We start from the raw sequence: 353 nt of genomic DNA on the forward strand, positions 1-353 counted from the left end.
GGCCTACCTGACCGACGTCATCACCCGCATCGTTGCCGGACATCCGCAGAGCAATATCGACGACCTGCTGCCCTGGGCCTACGCCCCGCAGCCCCTCAGGGCCGTGGCCTGAGAACGACGCTTACGCCCGATCTCATGAATTGTCAGGATAAGATCGTGACCGCCCCCGCGCGCGACCCAGCGTGCGGAGCTCACTTCGCGGTGCAAATCAGCCGCTCATGAGACGGCGCCGGCTCTGGTGAGCGGGCGGTATGTCCGGGGGCCGGATCGGTGTACGTGGTGAGGGGCTGTTGCTTGCGATGTGCGGGTCTGGCGGCGACCGACTCTCCCGTGTCTTGAGACACAGTACCATG

1 protein-coding gene is annotated in these 353 nt (G+C 65.4%); it reads left to right on the top strand.

Annotated features, from left to right (window positions below; genetic code table 11):
• Positions 1–112 (top strand): transposase domain-containing protein (locus tag ACLBXO_RS31810; RefSeq protein WP_447687751.1); only part of this gene is annotated, 112 nt, incomplete at its 5' end.
• Positions 113–353: the final 241 nt, after the last annotated feature.

The sequence above is a fragment of the Methylobacterium sp. C33D genome (assembly GCF_053345825.1).